Genomic DNA, 21,445 nt, shown 5'->3' with positions numbered 1-21,445 from the left:
TATTAAGAGGCCCCTGATAGCCATATCTGCGACCGGATGACAAACGATATGCTCGACAAGACGCCCTCGGCAAAGCGCCGGATCCCTCTCGTCATCGCCGCCGTGGCGGTCGTGGGCCTGGCCGGCTTTGCCGCGCTGTATGGGCTGGGCCTGAGCCGCGCGCCTTCAGGCGATCCGACCTGCAAGCCGGCAGTCGCGACGGCGCAAAAGATCGCCCCGCTTGCCCATGGCGAGGTGGCGGCGCTGACCATGGCGAGCGCCCCGCTCAAGCTGCCCGACCTCACCTTCGAGGATGCCGAGGGCAAGCCGAAGAAGCTGTCCGATTTCCGCGGCAAGACGCTGCTGGTGAACCTCTGGGCCACCTGGTGCGTGCCCTGCCGCAAGGAGATGCCCGCGCTGGACGAGCTCCAGGGCAAGCTGTCGGGCCCGAATTTCGAGGTTGTGGCGATCAATATCGACACCCGCGATCCCGAGAAGCCCAAGACCTTCCTGAAAGAGGCCAATCTGGTCAGGCTCAGCTATTTTAGCGATCAGAAAGCCAAGGTTTTCCAGGATCTTAAGGCGATAGGCCGGGCGCTGGGGATGCCGACTTCGGTGCTGGTCGACCCGCAAGGCTGCGAGATCGCGACGATTGCAGGGCCGGCGGAATGGGCGAGCGAGGACGCGCTCAAGCTGATCCGGGCCGCGACCGGCAAGGCCGCCGCGTCGCTCTAGGAATGTTCAGGCGGTGAGGTTGAGATTGCCGCCGACGCCAGGGCCGACATTGGCAAGCGAGGGATGGCCGGCGCCGAGCAGCGTCAGGACGGTGGATTTCTCCATATCCGCGTTCTGCTTGGTCAGCGTCGCCGCAATATTCGACTGCAGCGCGCCTTGCTGAGCGGCCAGCATGGTGCTGACCATCGCCATCATGTCCATTACGCGAACCCTCTTACCGGCCGTAACCTAGGCGTGAGAGGTTAACGCGACATGAATTGTCACAGGTGCCGTAGGGTGGGGTTGCCCGTGTCCCGGACGCGGCGCGGCATGCAATGACGCGACGCAGAGGCGGGACCCATGCTTCAGCGTGCACGCGGCCTCTGGGCCCCGGCTCTGCAGCGCATCGCTGACGCGCTGCGCAGCGTCCGGGGCACGAGAGAGTATCACCGCGTCGGAACCGGCTTGGCGCCGCGGTAGTCGTAGAAGCCGCGCTGCGTCTTGCGGCCGAGCCAGCCGGCCTCGACGTATTTCACCAGCAGCGGGCACGGGCGGTACTTGGAGTCGGCGAGGCCCTCGTGCAGCACCTGCATGATGGAGAGACAGGTGTCGAGGCCAATGAAATCGGCGAGCTCCAGCGGTCCCATCGGATGGTGCGCGCCGAGCTTCATCGCGGCGTCGATCGCCTCGACATTGCCGACGCCTTCGTACAGCGTGTAGATCGCCTCGTTGATCATCGGCAGCAGGATGCGGTTGACGATGAAGGCCGGGAAATCCTCGGAGACCGCGACCTGCTTGCCGAGCTTGCCGACGAATTCCTTGGCGGTCTCGAAGGTGGAATCGTCGGTGGCGATGCCGCGGATCAGCTCCACCAGTTCCATCAGCGGCACCGGATTCATGAAGTGAATGCCGATGAAGCGCTCCGGCCTGTCGGTGGCGGCGGCGAGCCGCGTGATCGAGATCGACGACGTATCGGAGGCGACGATCGCCTCCGGCTTCAGCACGGCGCAGAGCTCGTGGAAGATCTTGCGCTTGACCTCCTCCTTCTCGACCGCGGTCTCAATCACGAGATCGCAATCGGCGAGGTCGTCCAGCTTCTCGGCCAGCGAGATACGCGCCATGGCCTTGGCCTTGTCGTCCTCGGAGACGGCCTTCTTGGAGACCTGCCGCGCCAGATTGCCGTTGATGGTGGCCATGCCCGACTTGAGGCGGTCGGCCGAGACGTCGTTGAGCACCACGTCGAAGCCAGCCAGCGCCGCAACATGCGCGATGCCATTGCCCATCTGACCCGCGCCGATCACGCCGACCTTCTTGATCACTGCCGCCATCTTGTCATCCACCGGAACGGCGCGCATGTCGCGCCTGCCTATCCCCCGAGCCGGGAGGTCCGATTTAATCAGAACCTTGGCTCGAAACCTAGATTGGATCGCTTCGAAGGCGTGCCCCACGCCAAAGAAAACGCCTCAGAAAAGCAACACCGGCCGGAGTTTATAGCTCCGGCCGGTGTTTTTGGCTCATTTTACTTGCCGAGTTTGCCGAGTTCGGCCGTCAGCTCTGGAACCGCCTGGTAGAGGTCGGCGACCAGGCCGTAATCGGCGACCTGGAAGATCGGCGCGTCCTCGTCCTTGTTGATCGCGACGATCACCTTGGAGTCCTTCATGCCGGCCAGATGCTGAATCGCGCCGGAAATGCCGACGGCGACGTAAAGCTCGGGGGCCACGACCTTGCCGGTCTGGCCGACCTGCCAGTCGTTCGGCGCATAGCCGGCGTCCACCGCGGCGCGCGAGGCACCGACACCGGCGCCGAGCTTGTCGGCGAGCGGCTCGATGTACTTGGCGAAGTTTTCCCGGCTCTGCATGGCGCGGCCACCAGAGACGATGATCTTGGCCGAGGTCAGTTCGGGACGGTCGCTCTTGGCGACTTCCTCACCGACGAAGGTCGACAGGCCCGGGTCGGCCGCCGCCGCGACGTTCTCGACTGCGGCGCTGCCGCCTTCGCCTGCTGCGGCGAAGGTCGAGGTCCGCACCGTGATGACCTTCTTGGCGTCCTTGGACTTCACCGTCTGGATGGCGTTGCCGGCATAGATCGGACGCTCGAAGGTATCGGGGGCGACCACCTTGATGATCTCCGAGACCTGCATGACGTCGAGCAGGGCGGCGATGCGCGGCATCACATTTTTGAAGCGCGAGGTCGCGGGCGCGACGATCGCGTCATAGCCGGTGGCCAGCGACACCACCAGCGCGGCCAGCGGCTCGGCGAGATCGTGGGCGTAGAGGTCGCCGTCGGCGAGCAGCACCTTCTTCACGCCGGCAAGCTTGGCGGCGGCATCCGCCGCGGCCTTGGCGTTCTGGCCGGCCACCAGCACCTCGACATCCGCGCCGAGTGCGGCAGCCGCGGTCAGAGCCTTGTTGGTCGCATCCTTGAGCGACGCATTGTCGTGTTCGGCAATCAGCAGCGTCGTCATCAGAGCACCCCGGCTTCGTTCTTGAGTTTGGACACCAGCTCGGCGACATCCTTGACCTTGACGCCCGCCTTGCGGCCTGCCGGCTCCGTCGTCTTGAGAACCTCGAGGCGCGCAGTGACGTCGACGCCGTAATCGGCGACGGCCTTCTCCGCGATCGGCTTCTTCTTGGCCTTCATGATGTTGGGCAGCGAAGCGTAGCGCGGCTCGTTGAGACGCAGGTCGGTGGTGACGATCGCCGGTCCCTTCAGCTTCACGGTCTGCAGACCGCCGTCGACTTCGCGGGTGACCTTGAAGTCGGATCCTTCGACCTCGAGCTTGGAGGCGAAGGTCGCTTGCGACCAGCCGAGCAGCGCGGCCAGCATCTGGCCGGTCTGGTTGCTGTCGTCGTCGATCGCCTGCTTGCCGAGGATGATCAGGCCCGGCTGCTCTTCTTCAGCGACCTTCTTCAGGATCTTGGCGACCGCGAGCGGCTCGACATTGCCCTCGGCCTTCACCAGGATGCCGCGGTCGGCGCCCATCGCGAGGCCAGTGCGGATCGTCTCGGACGCCTGCGCGGGTCCAATCGAGACCACCACGACCTCGGTCGCCTTGCCGCCTTCCTTCAAGCGCAGCGCTTCCTCGACCGCGATTTCGTCGAACGGATTCATGGACATTTTGACGTTGGCGAGTTCAACGCCCGATCCATCGCCCTTGACGCGGACCTTGACGTTGTAATCGACCACCCGCTTTACCGGCACCAAGACCTTCATCGATCCTCTTTCACAATTTGGGAGGGGGGTATCAACTGGCGCGGAACCTAAAGGCCTGATCAGGCCCGGTCAACGCGCGAAGGGCCAAATTTTAGACCTTAGAAATGCAGCACCTAAATGGGTCAGCGGTTCTGGCCGGGAACCCAAAGCACGTCGCCGGCGCCATTGCCGTTGGCGGCGCGACTCGCCACGAACAGGAAGTCCGAGAGGCGGTTCATATAGTGGATCCCAGCTGTACCCACCTGCTCGTCGGGCCGGGCCGCCAGTTCCACGATCACGCGTTCCGCCCGGCGGCATATTGTGCGCGCGACGTGGAGATGAGCCGCAGCCGGCGTGCCCCCCGGCAGCACGAAAGAGGTCAGCGGCGCGAGCTTGTCGTTGAGCGCGTCGATGTCGCGCTCGAGCCGTTCGACCTGGCTCGCCACCACCCGCAGCCGCTCCGCTTTGCCTTCACGCTCGGGCACCGCGAGGTCGGCACCGAGATCGAACAGATCGTTCTGGATGCGGCCGAGCATCGCGTCGAGTTCGGGCGTGTCGCCGGTATGGAGCCTGACGACGCCGATGGCGGCGTTGGTCTCGTCGACGGTGCCGTAGGCTTCGATGCGCAGATCGTATTTCGAACGCCGCTCGCCGGTTCCGAGCGCCGTCGTACCGTCGTCACCGGTCTTCGTATAGATGCGGTTCAACGTGACCATGTTAGCGTCCCATCGCCCAGACTGCAGCCATGGCGATGACGATCGCCACGAACTGAAGCAGCACGCGCCAGCGCATCAGCTTCTGCGAGGTGTTGGGCGAGCCCCCGCGCATCATGTTGATGAGACCGAGCAGCAGCACCAACGCCACGGCGCCGACCGCAATCGGCAGGATGAAAGTACTCAGGATAGATGCCATTGGTGGGTGATAACACCGTGCGCGCCGGTCCGCCATGGTGCTGCGACAGCCTCCGGCGTCATCCCGGGGCGATGCGCGGCGCGCATCCCGGAATGACGGCGCGGCGCCTCGCGAACTGGCTTTTGGGACAGGAATATCAGATGGTAGCGCGATGATTTTCGGTTTGCGCCCATTGCTTGTGCTCCTGACCTCTCCCTACGTGCAGGGGGAGAGAGCAGCGGTGTAGGTGCCACGTGAAAGCCATCCGCTACATTTACTGCGTCCTGGAGGATGCCTTCTACACATTCCTGGCCGATGACGGCTGGGCGATCGCCAGCCACATCGCGCTGTCGACGCTGATGGCGCTGTTCCCGTTCCTGATTGTGCTGACCTCGCTCGCCGGGTTCTTCGGCTCCAAGGAACTCGCCGACCAGGCCGCCAGCCTGATGCTGCAGGTCTGGCCCAAGCAGGTCGCCGACTCCATCTCGGGCGAGGTTCACGACGTGCTGACCACGACCCGCACTGGCCTGCTGACCATCGGCGCGGCGCTGTCGGTCTATTTCGCCTCCAACGGCGTCGAGGCGCTCCGCGTCGCGCTCAACCGCGCCTATGCGGTGGTGGAGATGCGGCGCTGGTACTGGCTGCGGCTGGAATCGATCCTTTACACGCTGATTGCTGCTTTCACCGCGCTCGCCATGGCGTTCCTGATCGTGCTCGGCCCGCTCCTGATCGAAGCGGCGCGACGCCATATCCCGCTGTTCGTCGAGTCGAACGAAAGCATCCTCACCTGGCTGCGCTACGGCATCACCATCAGCGCGCTGGTGGTGGCGCTGATCATCCTGCACGTCTGGCTGCCGGCGGGACGGCGCGGCTTCCTCCAGATCCTGCCCGGCATCGTCTTCACCATCGTGGCGTCGCTGATCTCGGGCGTCGTGTTCGGCCAGTATCTGGCACGCTTCGCCAACAATTACGTCACGATGTATGCGGGGCTCGCCTCGGTGATCATCGCACTGGTGTTCCTGTATTTCATCGCCGCGATCTTCGTTTACGGCGGTGAGCTCAACGCCGCGATCATCAAGTCACGGCTTCCTCGCGGCGTGTCGCTTCAAGCAGCGCAGTCGCTAGCGCCCGCGGAGACACAGGCTTGACCAGGAAGGCGTCGGCGCCGGCCTCGCGCGCGGCCGCCTCGTCTTCGCCGCGGCCCGAGACGCCGATGATGGGGATCCGGGCCAGCGGCGTCGGTATCGTACGTATCCGCCTGATGGCTTCGACCCCGTCGATGCCCGGCAGCACCATGTCCATCAGCACTGCGTCGAACGCGCCCAGGGCGAGACGGTCAACGGCATCCTCGCCGCGCCCGATGAACTCGGCATGATGGCCGAGTTCGGTCAGAATGGTGTTGAGCACCACGCGGCCGAACGGATTGTCCTCGACGCTGAGCACGCGGAGGGCAGCCGCCGTCTCAGGCTCGCTCCCCTCCTTCGTCTTGCCCGACTGGCCCGATCCCGACGCATCCAGCGACACCGTCAGCGTGAACGTCGCGCCGCCGCCGCGGCGCGGCGCAACGGTGATGTCACCGCCCATGGCGCGCGCCAACTGCTTCACCGAGGATAGCCCGAGACCGGCGCCGCCGAAGCGAGACGCAATGGTGACATTGGCCTGGGTGAAGGGGCGGAACAGCCGCTTGATCTCGGCCATGGTGAGACCGATGCCGCTGTCGGACACCGCGAAGGCGATGCCGACCCTGCCTTTGCCCCTTGCCTTGGCTTTGCGCTCGCCCTTGGCGGCACGCCAGGGCACGACCGCAAGCGCCACGCCGCCCTGATCGGTGAATTTCACGGCGTTGTCGATCAGGTTCTCGAGCGCAGCGCGCAGACGGACGGGATCGCCGACCACCAATCCCGGCAGCTTCTCTGAGATGTCCACCTCGGCCTGGAGACCCTTGGCCGCCGCACGGCCGGCCAGCGAATCGCCGGCGCTGCGGGCGAGCGCCCGCAGGTCGAACAGATCCTGCCGGAGCGCGCTTCCCCCTTTCCCCGCCCCCTTCCCCGTCCTGGCAGCGTCCACGAACAGCGTGGCAAGGCTCGCCAGATGTTCGGCACCAGCCTTGATGGTATCGGCCCAGCGGCGCTCCCGCTCGCCGAGATCGGAGGTCGCGAGCAGGTCGCTGATCGCCAGAATCCCGGTCAGGGGGGTGCGGACCTCGTGGGCAAAGGCGGCGAGCGCGGCCTGGACCACGTCCGGCGTGGGCGCCTTCGTGCTGCGCTTGCGCAACCGGCCGGCCGCCCCCGAACGCTTCCGAGGCGGTCGCCTGGACGTCCGCGTGGTTTTCGCCGCCATAGATCCCCTTCGAACCCGGACTGTCGGCCAAGCATGGCACGACGGAACACCCGGAGTCACGGCGACGTTGGGCTAACCCCCAGAGAAACTTAACCTAATCCCACCAGCTGGCGGATCCCGGCCGGCGTGACACCGGCCGCGCGCAATTCGCGCAGTCCGGTCGACCAGCTCGATTTCGACAGCTTCCGCCCGTCCCCGTCGCGCATCAGGCGGTGGTGGTGGTAGGCGGGTTCCGGCAGGCCGAGTAAGGTCTGGAGCAGGCGGTGGACCGCGGTGGCGTGAAACAGATCCTGTCCCCGCACGATCTCGCCGACGCCCTGGAGCGCGTCGTCGACCACCACGGACAGATGGTAGCTGGTCGGCGTTTCCTTGCGGGCCAGGATGACGTCGCCCCAAGCCTCCGGGAGCGCCGGGACGATGCCGTGCTCGCCATCGGGCCCCTCGCCCAGTTCGTTCCAGGTCAGGCCGGCAGCGCGGCGGCAGGCGGCGGCGATGTCGAGCCGCAGCGCGTAAGGCGCGCCGGATGCGATCAACCGCGACCGCTCATCGGCCGACAGTGACCTGGCGTCGCCGGGATAGAGCGGCGCACCGTCGGGATCGCGCGGCCACGGTCCATCGGCTTCACGCGCGGCCACCAGCTTGGCGATCTCGGCGCGGCTTTCGAAGGCGGGATAGACGAGACCGAGCGCAGAGAGTTTTTCCAGCGCGGCGCGATAGTCGGCCAGATGCTCCGACTGCTGCCGCACCGGCGTCTCCCAGGCGATCCCGAGCCAGGCGAGATCCTCGTAGATCGCCACCTCGTATTCCGGCCGGCAGCGCGTCGCGTCGATGTCCTCTATCCGCAGCAGCAGCCGCCCGCCGCTCTCTCGCGCACGCTCGAAGTTGAGCAGCGCGGAATAGGCGTGGCCGAGATGCAGGAAGCCGTTCGGGCTCGGGGCAAATCGGAAAACGGGTGGCATCATGCGTCATATCTCGTCATGGCCGGGCTTGTCCCGGCCATCCACGTTCTTCGGTATCACAGACCGATCGTGTCAAAGTCACGAACAAACACGACGACCACGGCTCATGCTAAACAGTGCATCGCGGTGAGAAAGACGTGGATGGCCGGGACAAGCCCGGCCCTGACGCCGGAGAGAGCCCGCCAAACACCATGACCATCCACCTCGAAACCCAGTCCGATCTCGAAGAAGCCGTCCACGCGCTGATCAAGCGCGATCCACGCTTGAAACCGGTGTTCGAGATCGCCGGCATGCCCGCCTTGCGGCGGCGCGAGCCGGGCTTTGCCGGGCTGGCGCACATCGTCTGCGGGCAGCAGCTCTCGACGGCAAGCGCGGCGGCCATTTGGGGACGGCTGTCGGCTGCGTTCGATCCGTTCGACCATGACGCCGTGCGCCGCGCGCGCACCGAACGGCTGGGGCGGCTCGGCCTGTCCGCCGCCAAGATCAAGACGCTGAAACATCTGGCGCGCGAGATCACCGCGCAACGGCTGAACCTCGAAGTGCTCGCGGAGGAGGATGCCGACGCGGCGCATCACACCTTGATCTCGCTGCCCGGCATCGGCCCCTGGACCGCCGACGTCTATCTGCTGTTCTGCCTCGGCCATGGCGATGCATGGCCGGCCGGAGATCTCGCCGTGCAGGAAGGCATCCGCATCGGGCTCGGCCTGAAGGCGCGGCCGACGGAGAAGCAGATGGCGCCGCTCGCCGAACCCTGGCGTCCATTGCGCGGCGCGGCAGCACATCTGTGGTGGAGCTATTATCGCGCGGTGAAGAAACGCGAGGGCGTGCTCGCGGCATCGAGCTAACCCCGCAGCCGCTCGCGATCGGCGCGCGCGCATTGCGCCACGAAGTCGATCACGGCCCGCACCGCGGGCAGCTCGACCAGATCAGGATGGGCGAGCAGCCAGAGATCGGCAATGCTGACGAGCTTCTGCGGCGCGACGCGCACGAGATCCGGATAGCTCTCCGCGACGAAGCAGGACAGCGCGGAGATTCCGATCCCGGCGCGCACCGCCGCCAGCATGTCGCCCTGCGAGGAGCAGCGCATCACGACAGTGCCCTGGCGCGTGATCGTATCGCTCCAGCGCGCCAGCTGCGCATTGGAATCCTGATCGGCAAAGCCGATCACGCCGTGCCCCTTCCACTCGCCGCTGCGCTCCGGCAACGACCTGCCCGCGGCATAGTCGCGCGACGCATAGAAACCGGTGCCGAGACGGCCGATCTTGCGGCCTACCAGGTTTTCCTCGCCACTGTCGACCGGGCGCAGCACCACGTCGGCCTCCCGGCGCCGCACGCTGGCCGGAAACGGATGAGTGATGATCTCGAGCCGGATGTGATCATGCGCGCCGAGGAAGGAGCCCAGCCGCGGCATCAGCCAGTGCGACGCCAGCGTCGCTCCGATCGACAGCTTGACCGTGCCGCGCGCCTTGCGCCCGCCGGCGCCGACCGCTGCTTCGGCCCGGAGCGCAGCGGCGGCCATGGCCTCCGCGTGCTCGCGCAGGGCGCGCCCATCGGCCGTGAGCACGAAACCATCGGCCGCGCGCGCCAGCAGCTTGGTGCCGAGTTGCGCCTCCAGCGCCGCGATCTTGCGGCTGACCGTCGGATGACTGGCATGCAGCCGGCGCGCCGCGGCGGTGAAGCTGCCGGTGTCGGCGACCGCGACGAAGGTCCTGCAGAGATCCCAATCCATCGCCGCTCCCGTTCAAATCCGCATATGCATATGTTCAATATTGAACGATCCTGCGCCCGCGGTCCAACCCTATAGTGGGATCAAACCGCCAGGCGCCGCGCGCCGGCGCGACAATCGATATGGAAGCGCTCATCCATCGGCCGAAGAGACCGGCCATGCGCGCTCGGGAGGATCCGATGGCACTGCCTGCTCTGCTCAAGAACAATCTGGAACTGCCCGTCGTTGGCTCGCCGCTGTTCATCGTCTCCGGACCGGAGCTGGTGATCGCCCAGTGCAAGGCGGGCGTCGTCGGCTCGTTTCCTGCACTCAACGCCCGTCCGGTCGAAAAGCTCGACGAATGGCTGAGCCGGATCGAGGACGAGCTCGGCGAGTACAAATCACGCAATCCCGGCAAGAAGATCGCGCCCTACGCGGTCAACCAGATCTGCCATGCCTCCAACGACCGGCTGATGAAGGACATGGAGACCTGCGTGAAACACAAGGCCCCCATCATCATCACCTCGCTGCGGCCGCCGGCCGAGATCGTCGAGGCCGCGCATTCCTATGGCGGGCTGGTGTTCCACGACGTCATCAACGTCAAGCATGCCCGCAAGGCCGCCGAGCAGGGCGTCGATGGCCTCATCCTGGTCTGCGCCGGCGCAGGCGGGCATGCCGGCACGCTGTCGCCCTTCGCGCTGGTGCGCGAGGTCAAGCAATGGTTCGGCGGTGCGATCCTGCTGTCGGGTGCGATCAGCGACGGCTTCGGCATCGCCTCGGCGCTGACGCTCGGCGCCGACCTCGCCTATATGGGCACGCGCTTCATCGCGACGCAGGAAGCCAACGCCGACCAAGCCTACAAGTCCGCGCTGACGCAGCACGCTGCGCACGACATCGTCTACACCAACCTGTTCACCGGCGTGCACGGCAATTATCTCGGCCCCTCCATCGCCGCCGCCGGGCTGGACCCGGACAATCTTCCAATCGCCGACAAATCGAAAATGAACTTCGGCTCCGGCGGCAACATGAAATCGAAAGCGTGGCGCGACATCTGGGGTTCAGGCCAGGGCATCGGCCAGATCGTGGATGCGCCGCCGGTCGCCGAGCTCGTGGACCGGATGAAGGGCGAATTCGACCAGGCCCGGGAGGATTTCCTGATGCGCGCCAGCGCCTGATCTGAACCAAAGAAAATATCAAGGGAGGACATCATGAAGCTCGCAGCCGCACTGATCGGCATGTCCCTGCTGGCGCTCGCCGCCGGCAACGCCTGCGCCGAGGGCAATGGCGATATCCGCATCGGCCAGACTCTGCCCTATAGCGGCCCGGCCTCCGGCTTCGGCGCGATCGGGCGGACGCAGGAAGCCTTCTTCGAGAAGATCAATGCCGAAGGCGGCATCAATGGTCGCAAGGTCAGGTTCATCACGCTGGACGATGCCTATTCGCCGCCGAAGACGGTGGAGCAGACCCGCAAGCTGGTGGAGCAGGACGAGGTGCTGATGATGTTCGGCTCGCTCGGCACCGCCACCAACAGCGCGGTGCAGCGCTATCTCAACGGCAAGAAGGTGCCGCAGCTGTTCGTGCTCTCGGGCGCGACGAAATGGGCCGATCCGCAGAAATATCCGTGGACCATGCCCGGCATGGCTGCCTACGAGTCCGAGGGCGTGGTCTATGCCAAGCACGTGCTGCGCACCAAGCCCGGCGCCAGGATCGCCATCCTGTCGCAGAACGACGATTTCGGCCGGGACTATGTCGCCGGCTTCAAGCGCGCGCTCGGCGACAAGGCCGCCAGCATGATCATCGCGGAGCAGACCTACGAGACCAGCGCACCGACCATCAGTTCGCAGCTCTCGACGCTGAAGGCATCGGGCGCCGACGTGCTGTTCGGCGTCGTGCTCGGCAAATTCACCTCGCAGATGATCAAGGGCGTGGCCGAGATCGGCTGGAAGCCCGAGCTGTTCTTCGTGCCGACCTCGGCCTCCTCCATCTCGTTCCTGGAGCCGGCGGGGCTCGACAACGCGGTCGGCCTGATCTCGTCGAGCAATCAGAAGGACACGATGGACCCGCAATGGGCGGACGATCCCGGCGTGAAGGAGTATTTCGCCTTCATGAAGCAGTACATGCCGAATGCGGACCTCTCCAATTCCAACTACGCGGCCGGCTACCACTATGCGACGCTGCTGATGACGGTGCTGAAGGCGTGCAAGGATGACGTCAGCCGCGACAACATCATGCGTCAGGCCGCTTCGCTGAAAGAGGTGAAGCTGCCGCTCCTGCTGCCGGGCATAAGTGTGAGCACCGGCCCCGACGACTATCTGCCGTTCCAGCAGCTTCAGCTCCGCCGCTTCAACGGCAAGAGTTGGGTCGGCTTCGGCGACGTGCTGGACGACCGCTAAGCTCGCACAGGTTAGGAGCACGCCATGATCATCAGCGGCGAACGCCGGATCGGCTATGACGAGATCCAGGCCCGCATCAGACGGGCGGCGAGCGGGCTGCGCGCCCTGGGGCTGGGAGAGGGCGCTCCGGTCGCCATGATGCTGCGCAACGACTTTGCGCTGTTCGAGGTGGTTGCGGCCTCCGCTGCACTCGGCAGCCCGGTGGTGCCGATCAACTGGCATCTCAAGGCGGAAGAGGTCCGCTACATCCTGATCGACAGCGGCGCGAAGATCCTGGTCTGCCACGCCGACCTGCTGCCGCAGATTCAGGACGGCGTGCCTGAGGATGTCCGTCTCCTCGTCGTCGCGACGCCGCCCGAGCTCGCGGCGACATTCGCCATTCCCCAGGAGCTGACGGCGATACCGGCCGGACATGCCGATTGGGACCGCTGGCGCGACGAGCATCCCGAAACCCAGGAGCCGCCGCGCCGTGCCGCAGCGATGATCTACACGTCGGGGACCACGGGCATGCCGAAGGGCGTGCGGCGCATGCCGATGCAGCCCGAACAGGCCGCGGCTTCCGAACGCGTCGGGGGGATCGCCTATGGCATCAAGCCGGGCGACAACCAGGTCGTGCTGATCAACGGACCGATGTATCACTCGGCTCCGCATTCCTACGGCATGATGGCGTTCCGCCACGGCTGCACCATCGTCCTCCAGGCGCGGTTCGACGCCGAGGAGCTGCTGGCGCTGATCGAGCGCCATCGCGTCACGCACATCCACATGGTGCCGACCATGTTCGTCCGGCTGCTGCGCCTGCCCGAGGCTGCGCGACAGCGTTACGACCTCTCGTCGCTGCGTTTCGTCGTGCACGGGGCCGCGCCCTGCCCGCCCGAGGTCAAGCGGGCGATGATCGATTGGTGGGGACCGGTCATCAATGAATATTTCGGCTCGACCGAGACCGGCATCCCGGTCTGGCATTCGGCCGAGGAGGCGCTGAGGAAGCCGGGCACGGTCGGCCGCGCCATCGAAGGCGGCATCGTCAAGATCTTCCGCGACGATGGCAGCCTCTGCGGCACGAACGAGGTCGGCGAAATCTACATGCGTCAGACGGCGGTGCCCGATTTCGACTATCACGGCAAGGCCCAGGCGCGGGCCGAGGCGGGACGCGACGGCCTCGTCAGCGTCGGCGACGTCGGCTATCTCGACGAGGACGGCTATCTCTTCCTCTGCGACCGCAAGCGCGACATGGTGATCTCGGGCGGCGTCAACATCTATCCGGCCGAGATCGAGAGCGTGCTGATCGGAATGCCCGGCGTGCGCGATTGCGCCGTGTTCGGCATTCCCGACGCGGAATATGGCGAACGGCTGTGCGCCTGCATCGAGCCGGAAAGGGACGCGCAGCTCTCCGCCGCCGCGGTGCAGGCTTTTCTGCGCGAGCGACTGGCCAATTTCAAGGTGCCGAAGGAGGTTCAATTCCTCGACGCGCTGCCCCGCGAGGCGACCGGAAAAATCTTCAAGCGCAAGCTGCGCGACCCCTATTGGGCAGACCGGAGGCCGGGCGGGCCTTAGTCGCCGCCGCCCAGCCTGGGCTGAAGCGTCGCCGGCATATTCCGTCCGAGCAGGGCCATATGCCGGTATTGCTCGGGTCATTGGCTTTTGGCCGCACGCGAAACTGTGTAGCTTCGACCAGAGGAAACGCCGCGAAGACGGCCACGAGGTCGCATGCTGGACAGGACGAAGGATATTTCCGTCGCCGCGCAAGCCTGGCTCGATGCCTTCGAGCGCAGGCTGGACCGGCCCGATCCAGCCGCGCTGGATGACCTCTTCCTCGCCGACGCTTTTTGGCGCGATGTGCTGGCGCTGAGCTGGAACCTGCAAACGATTGCCGGCCGCGATGCGATCACAAGGGCGCTGACCACGCTCACGCCCGAGGCGGCCCCGACCAGTTTCAGGATCGCGCCCAACCGGGCGCCGCCGCGCTGGGTAACGCGCGCCGGCACCAACACCATCGAAGCGATCTTCAATTTCGAGACTGCGATCGGCCGCGGCAGCGGCATTGTCCGGCTCATTCCCGATGGCCCTGACGAGCGCCTGAAAGCGTGGACGCTGCTCACCGCCCTCGACGAGCTCAAGGGGTTTGAAGAACAGCTCGGCACGTCACGACCGCGCGGCCAGGCCTATTCGCGCGATTTCCGCGGGCCGAACTGGCTCGACCTGCGCGATGCTTCGCGCGACTACAGCGATCGCGATCCCGCCGTGCTGGTGGTTGGCGGCGGCCAGGCCGGTCTTGCGATCGCGGCGCGGCTGAAGCAGCTGCAAATCGACACGCTGATCGTCGATCGCGAGGCACGCATCGGCGACAATTGGCGCAAGCGCTACCATGCGCTGACGCTGCACAATCAGGTTCAGGTCAATCACCTGCCCTATATGCCATTCCCGCCGAACTGGCCGACCTATATCCCCAAGGACAAGCTCGCCAATTGGTTCGAAGCCTATGTCGAGGCGATGGAGCTGAACTTCTGGACGGGCACCGAGTTCGAAGGCGGCGCTTATGACGAGGCCGAAGGTCACTGGACTGTCACGCTGCGCCGCGCCGACGGCAGCACGCGTGCCATGCATCCGCGCCATGTGGTGATGGCAACCGGTGTCAGCGGCATCGCGAACATCCCGGACATCCCGACGCTGGGCAATTTCAAGGGCACGCTGGTGCATTCCAGCCGCTACGAGGACGGCGAGCACTGGACCGGCAAGCGCGCCATCGTGATCGGCACCGGCAACAGCGGCCACGACATCGCGCAGGACCTGCATTCCAGCGGTGCCGAGGTGACGCTGGTGCAGCGCTCGCCGACGCTGGTCACCAATATCGAGCCGTCGGCCCAGCTTGCCTATGCGACCTACAATGAGGGCACACTCGAGGACAACGACCTGATCGCGGCCTCGATGCCGACGCCGCTCGCAAAGAAGACTCATGTGATGCTGACCGAGCAATCCAAGGCGCTCGACAAGGAGCTGCTCGATGGTCTCTCCCGCGTCGGCTTCAAGCTCGACTTCGGCGAGGCCGGCACCGGCTGGCAATTCAAATACCTCACCCGCGGCGGCGGCTATTATTTCAACGTCGGCTGCTCGAATCTCATCGTCGAGGGCGCGATCAAGCTGAAGCAATTCTCCGAGATCGAGAGCTTCACCGCGAACGGCGCGCAGATGAGGGACGGCACCACCATTGCCGCCGACCTCATCGTGCTCTCCACCGGCTACAAGCCGCAGGAATATCTGGTGCGAAAACTGTTCGGCGACGCCGTCGCCGACCGCGTCGGTCCGATATGGGGCTTTGGCGACGGCTTCGAGCTGCGCAACATGTATGCGCGCACGCGGCAGCCCGGCCTCTGGTTCATCGCCGGCAGCCTCGCGCAGTGCCGCATCAACTCGAAATATCTCGCGCTGCAGATCAAGGCGATCGAGGAAGGGATTTTGGGGCGAGAGGTAGACACAGCCGTCATTCCGGGGCGCGCGTAGCGCGAGCCAGAATCCATCCACCGCCGGGACATGCGGCCCGATGGATTCCGGGCTCGCGACTTCGTCGCGCCCCGGAATGACAAGGAGAGAACTCGATGTCAGCCATTCTCGGCACCGGCGAGCACCGCTACCGCGTCGTCGAAAACTTCGCCAAGCTGCCGGACGGCTGGCAGCTCACCGACGTCGCCTCGGTTGCGGTCGACAGCAAGGACCAGATCTACGTCTTCAACCGCGGCGCCCATCCGATGGTGGTGCTCGACCGCGCCGGCAATTTCCTGCGCAGCTGGGGCGAAGGCCTGTTCTCGCGCGCGCATGGCCTGCATATCGACGCGGACGACAATCTCTATTGCACCGATGATGGCGACCACACCGTGCGCAAATGCACCACCGACGGCAAGGTGCTGCTGACCATCGGCATCCCCGAGAAGCCGGCGCCGTTCATGAGCGGCGATCCCTTCCACCGCTGCACCCATACCGCGCTGTCGCCGAAGGGCGAGATCTACGTCTCCGACGGCTATGGCAATGCGCGCGTGCACAAGTTCACGCCCGACGGCAAGCTGCTCAAGAGCTGGGGCGAGCCCGGCACCGATCCCGGACAGTTCAACATCGTGCACAATATTGCCACCGACGCCGACGGCTGGGTCTATGTCGCCGATCGCGAGAACCACCGCGTGCAGGTGTTCGACGGCGAGGGCAGATACGAGACGCAGTGGAACAACCTTCACCGTCCCTGCGCGCTGTGCTGCTGCGGTGGGGCCAAGAGCCCGACCTTCGTGATCGGCGAGCTCGGGCCTGGCTTGGCCGTCAACCGCAAGGTGCCCAATCTCGGACCGCGGCTGTCCATCGTGGACGCGCAAGGCAAGCGCATCGCGCGGCTCGGCGGCGAGGACGGGCCCGGCATTGCCAGCGGAAAGTTCCTGGCGCCGCACGGCATTGCCCTGGACTCAAAGGGCGACATCTATGTCGGCGAGGTCGGCGTCACCGACTGGAAGACGAGTTTTCCGGACGAGGAAATGCCGGCAGCGGTGCGCACGACGCGGTGCTTGCAGAAGCTGGAGCGGGTGCGGGAGTAGGCCCGCGACACGTCCTGGCCTTCGCCGGAACGACAGCGGAGGAACCCTGCCGGGATCGCGGCTTTTTGAGCGTTTTGCCACCCCGCCGCCGCATTGCGCGAGCCTGAATAAGTCGCTCAACGGGCTTCACAATCCCGTCACGCTGCATGTAGTATGTCAGTACATGCTGCTTCGCAGCGTATATTGGAGGCCGGGAGCGTTACTTGAACGCACATGTCTCGCAAGGCAGTTGGCCGGTGTTGGTGCTGAATGCGGACTTCCGGCCGCTGAGTTACTACCCACTGTCGTTGTGGTCGTGGCAGGACGCGATCAAGGCGGTGTTCCTCGACCGCGTCAATATCGTCGCGCATTACGACCAGGCGGTTCGAAGTCCCACCTTGGAGATGCAGTTACCGAGCGTCGTCTCGCTCAAATCCTTCGTCAAGCCGACCACCCATCCCGCCTTCACCCGTTTCAACGTCTTCCTGCGCGATCGTTTCGCCTGCCAATATTGCGGCTCGCCCGAAGACCTCACCTTCGATCACATCATCCCGCGCAGCAAAGGCGGCCAGACCACCTGGGAGAACGTGGTCGCGGCGTGCTCGCCCTGTAATTTGCGCAAGGGCAATCTCACGCCGGCGCAAGCGAGAATGTTTCCGCGCCAGAGTGCCTTCGCGCCGACCGTGCATCAGCTCCATCGCAATGGCCGCCTGTTTCCGCCGAATTATCTGCACGACAGCTGGCTGGACTATCTGTACTGGGATACGGAGCTGGATCCGTAGTTTGCATACTGGGGATGTCGTTCGGCTTTGCCCGCGGCGTTCGACTGGTCATCCTTCGCGCCGCGACACATCAGCTGACATCCCTATCTCTGCGCCTGCTCCATGTCGATCTGATAGACGGAAATCCGGTCGATCTCGAACGCCACGCTCGACGGCGTGTCCGCATTGACCTGACTGACGCCGGGAAAGAATTTCGATCCGATCGCGAGATTGACGATCATGTACATGGGATCGTCGAACCCGATCGGCACCTTGATGTCGGAGACTGGCCTGCGGTCGATGAAATAGACCAGGCGATCCTCATCCCACAACACACCGTAATTGTGGAATGCGGTCGAGGCGTCACCGACGGCGAAATCGAAGCCGCAGGAGTGGATCTTCTGGGTCGACGGAATCCGCCAATGCGTCGTCATCGCGATATCGCCGGGCCGCTCGCCGCGGCCTTCCAACACGTCGACTTCCGGCGGCCAGCCCCCGTCATCCGCGAGCATCCAAAATGCCGGCCACACCGCATGGCCGACCGGGACCTTGGCGCGGATCTCGAAATAGCCGTGCTTCTGCGCGAACGTGCCCTGCGTCGTCAGAATTCCGGAGATGTACTCGTTGTTGAACAGCACCGGCATCAATTCCGGCGGCGTGCGGCTGGCGACGATCGAGAGCACGCCATCGCTGATCTTGAACGGATCGAGGCCGAGCGGCGTTGCAGCACGGCCCGCGTAGCGCGGGTCGACATAGATCTGCTGCTCGCCATTGGCGCTGGTCTTGCGCTTGAGGTCGGAGCCGTCGCCGCCCCAGTAGCGCGCCTCCGGCCACGCCGCTCCGCCGGCATAATGCGGCACCCAGCGTCCGGTCGCGAGCGGATGCTCGTCGAAGTCGTCGTTGAAGGTTCGGCGCAACGACCGGAACATGAGCGACCTTGGATTGACCGTGTCCAGCTTGCGGCACGCGATCGGGGACGGGTCGGTCGTCACTTGCAGCGACATCGTGCCGGGCGCAACGTCGAGATCGTCCTGCGCGATAGCCGGCGCTGGCCCGGCCCAGAGACCGATTGCAACCAGAACGCCTCTCGTCCAACGGCCGATCATCACCGCACATCGAAGATTCCAGGAATGTGCCGAGGTTAACGTCCCCGCGCGCAGGCGGGCAAGCCGAGCCGCTTGACGCGGCCGGGCGATTTTGAAAGCGCCTGCGGGGCGCGTGCCGGGACCGTCCAAAGTGCCATGAGCGGGTCATCAAGACCGCCGGCACGGGTTTTGGCCTCCTTCTGCAGCCTTTTGGCTCGAATTCTGCGGCAGTCGTTACCGTCCCTTAAACCTCTGGTGGCAGTTTGGTCGGGATCGGCGGAACCGCGTGCCAGGCCGCGATCTATCAGGGTTCGAGGTCGTCGCCGATGTTTGCCGAGACGCTGGAAGCGGTTCAATTCTCACCGTCGAAGCGGACGATCTATGTCCGCTTCGTGCTCGCGACGCTCGCGATGATGGTGCTGTTCAAGACTTACAGGTTCGGCCGCTGGAGCGCCTGGCAAGTTCGCGAACTCTCGGATTTCGATGCCTTCTACATCGTCGCGCAGCAGATCTGGCGCGGTCAGCTCGATCTCGTCTACCGGTTCGAGACGCTGGTCAAGCTCCAGGAGGCATTCGCCGGTTCGACCAGCTTCATGCCGTGGACCTATCCCCCGCAATTCGACCTGCTGGTGGCCCCCTTCGCGCTGCTGCCGGCCGGCATCGCTTATCTGCTGTTCATCACCGCGACGCTCACTGCCTATCTCCTGGCGCTTCGAGCCATTGCCGGCAACAATTTCGCACTCATCCTGGTCGTGCTGTTTCCTACGCTGGCGATCACGGTCGGCTGTGGGCAGAATGGCTTTCTCACCGGCGTGCTGATCGGCATCATTTGCCTCAACGTAGAGCGGCGCCAGATCGTCGCCGGTCTTGCGCTGGGTGCAATGGTGATCAAGCCGCACCTGGCCATCGCCGCGGGCGTCTACATGCTTGCGACCCGCCGTTGGGCGGCACTTGCGACTGCCGCGGCCATCGTGCTCGCGAGTTCGTTCCTCTGTACGCTGGTGTTCGGATGGCAGATTTGGGCTGGGTGGCTTGGTGCCATCAGGGAATCGGCGATCTTCCTGGAGCGCGGCTTCTATCCGTTGTTCCGCATGATCTCGACCTACGCCGCGCTCGGTCGAGCCGGCGTGCCGCCGAGCATCGCTTTCTGGGCGCAGGCGGCTGCGGCGTGCCTCGCTTTGTCCGCGATCGGGCTTGCCCTTTGGCTTGGAGCGGCGCGCAAGACGTCGCCCGCCTTCGCGCTCGGCGTCGTCGCCATGGTCTCGGTGATGATCAGCCCATACGCTTATGACTACGACCTGCCGATCGTCGGGATCGGCCTTGCGCTCATGCTCCCCGACCTTGCACAAATGGCGAATGCACGCGAGCGCAGCGTCATCTACGGGCTGATCTTGCTTGCCGGCGCCTACGGCATGCTGCAATCGGCGCGGCTCGCGGCGCAGTTCGGCAATGAAGTCGACCTTACAGGAATGGACGACAAGTTCACGCCTTCGATCGGCGGCTTCGCCATGATGGCGCTGCTGGCCTTGCTCCTGAAGCTGCTATGGCGCGCGACCAGGCCTATGCCTGCCCTGGCACAGGCCGCGGAATAACCAGGCTGTATGCTCTAGGCCCGTTGCAATGCCAGCGTGACGCCGCCGAGCGTGAGCGCCATCGCCGCCCATTCGCGATAGCCCAGCGGCTCCCCCAGGATGATCGCGGCGGAAACCACGCCGATCACGGGAACGATCAACATGCCGGTCGAAGCCGAGGTCGGGGGCAGGCGGCGCAGCGTCTCGAACCAGGTGACGTAGCATAGGCCCATCGGCACCAGCGTCATGTAGATGAAGCAGCCGAGCCCCGGCGGCGTGATTGCCGTGTAATGCGGCTGCTCGAACAGCACGCCCAGGATCAGCATCGTGGCGCAGCCGAGCCCGACCTGCCAGGCCACGACGACCAAGGGCGGCATCGGCAGCGGCTTGCGGTTGAGCACATTGCCCAGCGCGAACAGGATCGCGCAAAGCAGCGCCAGCGCAATGCCGAGCAGCTTTTCCGCGCCGAACGCAAGGCCGTTTCCGCTCAACAATAGCGCGACGCCGGCAATGCCGAGAACGAGCCCGAGAACGTCCCGCAGGGTCGGCCGGGTGTGCAGCACCGGCCAGGCAAACAACATGGCCCAGATCGGCATGGTGTAAGCAAGCAGGGCTCCTTCGCTCACGGTCAGGTATTTCATCGCGACAGTGCCGAGGCCCATCCAGGCCAGGACGTTGGTGAGCGTCGCAAACAGCAGCCGCGGGATCGCTTCGCGCGGAACGGCGAACGATTCTCCGCGGCTCAGCACCAGCGTGCCGAGAATGAGCGAGGCGCAGACGCCGGCAAGCCCGCGCGCGAACAGGGGCGGCCATTGCTGCAGCAAGAGCTTCATCAGCGGCCAGTTCAACGCCCAGCCGAACGCCGTCACGCAGAGGCAGAGAGAGCCGATCGTCCTGTCGCGCTGCGCCGAATCCATGGATAGCGCTTAGCAGGCAGGCGATGCGCGCTCCACCTCTCCCGGCGCATGCGCACCCATCGCCCAGAACGGAACCGGAGCGGCCGGCGCTCGTTCAGTTGGGACGCAGCGGCGATGCGCGCCGCAGCGCAACGAGGGAGGCTCCCCATGCCCACAGCCGAACATGATCACGTCTACAAGATCCTGGACCTGGTCGGATCGTCCGAGACGTCGATCGAGGATGCGATCAAGAACGCGGTCAGCCGGGCCGCCAAGACCATACGCGAGATGAAATGGTTCGAGGTGGTGCAGACGCGGGGCCACATCGAGAACGGCGCTGTCCGCCATTATCAGGTGACGCTGCGCGTCGGCTTCACGCTGGAGGAATGAGGCGGCGGCTTCGCCGTGGAAC

22 protein-coding genes are annotated in these 21,445 nt (G+C 65.2%); 11 read left to right on the top strand and 11 right to left on the bottom strand.

Features of this window, described 5'->3' with window-relative positions; all coding sequences use genetic code 11:
- Positions 1-48: 48 nt before the first annotated feature.
- Positions 49-714: a thiol:disulfide interchange protein TlpA gene (tlpA, locus tag LPJ38_RS09160; RefSeq protein WP_145641851.1), complete on the top strand. Its 666-nt coding sequence runs from the start codon at positions 49-51 to the stop codon at positions 712-714.
- 6 nt (positions 715-720) lie between these two features.
- Here tlpA and LPJ38_RS09155 read toward each other — a convergent pair whose 3' ends face one another.
- From LPJ38_RS09155 to LPJ38_RS09130, 6 genes are all read right to left on the bottom strand, one after another.
- Complete coding sequence (locus LPJ38_RS09155; protein ID WP_145641723.1) at positions 721-915, bottom strand: hypothetical protein; 195 nt, start codon at positions 913-915, stop codon at positions 721-723.
- A 224-nt stretch (positions 916-1,139) separates the two neighbouring features.
- Positions 1,140-2,021, bottom strand: coding sequence for a 3-hydroxybutyryl-CoA dehydrogenase (locus LPJ38_RS09150; RefSeq protein WP_145641853.1), 882 nt, complete (start codon positions 2,019-2,021; stop codon positions 1,140-1,142).
- 191 nt (positions 2,022-2,212) lie between these two features.
- Positions 2,213-3,157, bottom strand: coding sequence for an electron transfer flavoprotein subunit alpha/FixB family protein (locus LPJ38_RS09145; RefSeq protein WP_145641725.1), 945 nt, complete (start codon positions 3,155-3,157; stop codon positions 2,213-2,215).
- Positions 3,157-3,906 (bottom strand): electron transfer flavoprotein subunit beta/FixA family protein, encoded by a 750-nt coding sequence (locus LPJ38_RS09140; protein ID WP_028146409.1) that lies wholly within the window; start codon positions 3,904-3,906, stop codon positions 3,157-3,159. The genes LPJ38_RS09145 and LPJ38_RS09140 overlap by 1 nt, the downstream gene beginning before the upstream one ends.
- Positions 3,907-4,028: 122 nt before the next feature.
- A complete protein-coding gene (locus LPJ38_RS09135) occupies positions 4,029-4,601 on the bottom strand; it encodes a cob(I)yrinic acid a,c-diamide adenosyltransferase (protein WP_145641727.1) in 573 nt (190 codons plus the stop codon).
- 1 nt (position 4,602) lies between these two features.
- Positions 4,603-4,797, bottom strand: a complete 195-nt coding sequence (locus LPJ38_RS09130; RefSeq protein ID WP_008543342.1) for a twin transmembrane helix small protein — start codon at positions 4,795-4,797, stop codon at positions 4,603-4,605.
- A 233-nt stretch (positions 4,798-5,030) separates the two neighbouring features.
- Between LPJ38_RS09130 and LPJ38_RS09125 the strand changes: the two genes are divergently transcribed.
- Positions 5,031-5,924 carry a YihY/virulence factor BrkB family protein gene (locus tag LPJ38_RS09125; RefSeq protein WP_145641729.1) on the top strand — a complete coding sequence of 298 codons (894 nt, stop codon included), beginning with the start codon at positions 5,031-5,033 and terminating at the stop codon, positions 5,922-5,924.
- Here the strand turns inward: LPJ38_RS09125 and LPJ38_RS09120 are convergent.
- Together LPJ38_RS09120 and gluQRS are read right to left on the bottom strand one after the other, a co-directional pair.
- Positions 5,851-7,116, bottom strand: a complete 1,266-nt coding sequence (locus LPJ38_RS09120; protein WP_145641731.1) for an ATP-binding protein — start codon at positions 7,114-7,116, stop codon at positions 5,851-5,853. The genes LPJ38_RS09125 and LPJ38_RS09120 overlap by 74 nt on opposite strands.
- An 89-nt stretch (positions 7,117-7,205) precedes the next feature.
- Complete coding sequence (gluQRS, locus tag LPJ38_RS09115) at positions 7,206-8,075, bottom strand: tRNA glutamyl-Q(34) synthetase GluQRS (protein WP_167520755.1); 870 nt, start codon at positions 8,073-8,075, stop codon at positions 7,206-7,208.
- A 191-nt stretch (positions 8,076-8,266) separates the two neighbouring features.
- On the opposite strand from gluQRS, the gene LPJ38_RS09110 reads away from it, so the two are divergent.
- Positions 8,267-8,920, top strand: a complete 654-nt coding sequence (locus LPJ38_RS09110) for a DNA-3-methyladenine glycosylase family protein (protein WP_145641855.1) — start codon at positions 8,267-8,269, stop codon at positions 8,918-8,920.
- Here the strand turns inward: LPJ38_RS09110 and LPJ38_RS09105 are convergent.
- Positions 8,917-9,804 carry a LysR family transcriptional regulator gene (locus tag LPJ38_RS09105; RefSeq protein WP_145641735.1) on the bottom strand — a complete coding sequence of 296 codons (888 nt, stop codon included), beginning with the start codon at positions 9,802-9,804 and terminating at the stop codon, positions 8,917-8,919. The genes LPJ38_RS09110 and LPJ38_RS09105 overlap by 4 nt on opposite strands.
- Positions 9,805-9,980: 176 nt before the next feature.
- On the opposite strand from LPJ38_RS09105, the gene LPJ38_RS09100 reads away from it, so the two are divergent.
- The 6 genes from LPJ38_RS09100 to LPJ38_RS09075 all read left to right on the top strand — a co-directional run bounded on the left by LPJ38_RS09100 (position 9,981) and on the right by LPJ38_RS09075 (position 17,502).
- Positions 9,981-10,955: an NAD(P)H-dependent flavin oxidoreductase gene (locus tag LPJ38_RS09100; protein ID WP_145641738.1), complete on the top strand. Its 975-nt coding sequence runs from the start codon at positions 9,981-9,983 to the stop codon at positions 10,953-10,955.
- Positions 10,956-10,988: 33 nt separating this feature from the next.
- Positions 10,989-12,173: an ABC transporter substrate-binding protein gene (locus LPJ38_RS09095; RefSeq protein WP_145641740.1), complete on the top strand. Its 1,185-nt coding sequence runs from the start codon at positions 10,989-10,991 to the stop codon at positions 12,171-12,173.
- 24 nt (positions 12,174-12,197) lie between these two features.
- A complete protein-coding gene (locus tag LPJ38_RS09090; protein ID WP_145641742.1) occupies positions 12,198-13,724 on the top strand; it encodes an acyl-CoA synthetase in 1,527 nt (508 codons plus the stop codon).
- A 153-nt stretch (positions 13,725-13,877) separates the two neighbouring features.
- Complete coding sequence (locus tag LPJ38_RS09085) at positions 13,878-15,668, top strand: flavin-containing monooxygenase (protein ID WP_145641744.1); 1,791 nt, start codon at positions 13,878-13,880, stop codon at positions 15,666-15,668.
- 95 nt (positions 15,669-15,763) lie between these two features.
- The gene (locus LPJ38_RS09080) at positions 15,764-16,741 is read left to right on the top strand and encodes a peptidyl-alpha-hydroxyglycine alpha-amidating lyase family protein (protein WP_158644803.1); all 978 of its coding nucleotides are present in this window, start codon (positions 15,764-15,766) and stop codon (positions 16,739-16,741) included.
- Between the two features lie 203 nt (positions 16,742-16,944).
- Positions 16,945-17,502 carry an HNH endonuclease gene (locus LPJ38_RS09075; protein WP_145641746.1) on the top strand — a complete coding sequence of 186 codons (558 nt, stop codon included), beginning with the start codon at positions 16,945-16,947 and terminating at the stop codon, positions 17,500-17,502.
- An 83-nt stretch (positions 17,503-17,585) separates the two neighbouring features.
- Here the strand turns inward: LPJ38_RS09075 and LPJ38_RS09070 are convergent, their stop codons facing one another.
- Positions 17,586-18,587: a glycoside hydrolase family 16 protein gene (locus LPJ38_RS09070; RefSeq protein WP_145641748.1), complete on the bottom strand. Its 1,002-nt coding sequence runs from the start codon at positions 18,585-18,587 to the stop codon at positions 17,586-17,588.
- A 305-nt stretch (positions 18,588-18,892) separates the two neighbouring features.
- Between LPJ38_RS09070 and LPJ38_RS09065 the strand changes: the two genes are divergently transcribed.
- Positions 18,893-20,158: a glycosyltransferase family 87 protein gene (locus LPJ38_RS09065; RefSeq protein ID WP_145641749.1), complete on the top strand. Its 1,266-nt coding sequence runs from the start codon at positions 18,893-18,895 to the stop codon at positions 20,156-20,158.
- 14 nt (positions 20,159-20,172) lie between these two features.
- Here the strand turns inward: LPJ38_RS09065 and LPJ38_RS09060 are convergent, their stop codons facing one another.
- The gene (locus tag LPJ38_RS09060; protein WP_145641751.1) at positions 20,173-21,054 is read right to left on the bottom strand and encodes a DMT family transporter; all 882 of its coding nucleotides are present in this window, start codon (positions 21,052-21,054) and stop codon (positions 20,173-20,175) included.
- A 147-nt stretch (positions 21,055-21,201) separates the two neighbouring features.
- Here LPJ38_RS09060 and LPJ38_RS09055 point away from each other — a divergent pair, with 147 nt between their 5' ends.
- Positions 21,202-21,423, top strand: a complete 222-nt coding sequence (locus LPJ38_RS09055) for a dodecin (protein WP_145641753.1) — start codon at positions 21,202-21,204, stop codon at positions 21,421-21,423.
- The last annotated feature ends 22 nt before the right edge of the window (positions 21,424-21,445 follow it).

This window comes from Bradyrhizobium daqingense (assembly GCF_021044685.1).
In the GTDB taxonomy this organism is placed as follows: Bacteria; Pseudomonadota; Alphaproteobacteria; order Rhizobiales; family Xanthobacteraceae; genus Bradyrhizobium; species Bradyrhizobium daqingense.
Note: the sequence above shows the minus strand (reverse complement) of the source record. Positions and strands in the feature narration are given on the sequence as shown.